This window comes from Helicobacter vulpis (assembly GCF_003660395.1).
Taxonomy (GTDB): Bacteria; Campylobacterota; Campylobacteria; order Campylobacterales; family Helicobacteraceae; genus Helicobacter; species Helicobacter vulpis.
This window is the reverse complement of record NZ_QXQT01000100.1, coordinates 1-420: the sequence shown is the minus strand read 5'-3', so window position 1 is coordinate 420 and position 420 is coordinate 1. Positions and strand designations below refer to the sequence as shown.

The window sequence follows — 420 nt, the reverse complement described above, 5'->3', positions numbered from 1 at the left end:
CAGATTGTTTTTATCCGTGCTGGAGGATATGGGGGGGTGATTTAACCCCTTTTAAAGAAGAGTTAGAGGATTTAAGCACAAAGTTTAACCAGCTTTTAGAAACTCTAGGCAGTTTCAGCAAAGCTTTAGAAAACGCCTACCACCAAAGCACAGAGGACGACACAGAGTTAGAAACCACGCTGGCACAATTTAAAAAATGCAAGGTGAAAACAAACTCTGCGTTAAATGCCCTAAACTACTGCCACACAAAACCCCCAAGCTTTAGAACAAGCTAACAACCTCGCTAAATCTCTTGAGGATTTAGAAGTCTTGTTAAGTGCCTTGCAAGAGAGCCACGCTCCCTTATTACAAGGCACTAGCGCAAACACGAGCCAAAACCCCCCACAAGCCACACAAACAACCCAAACCACCCAAAGCACA

General features: G+C 44.0%; 1 pseudogene. It reads left to right on the top strand.

Going from position 1 to position 420, the window contains the following annotated elements:
* Positions 1–275, top strand: a pseudogene (locus EAO38_RS08755) (hypothetical protein); the annotation flags it as partial.
* Positions 276–420: the final 145 nt, after the last annotated feature.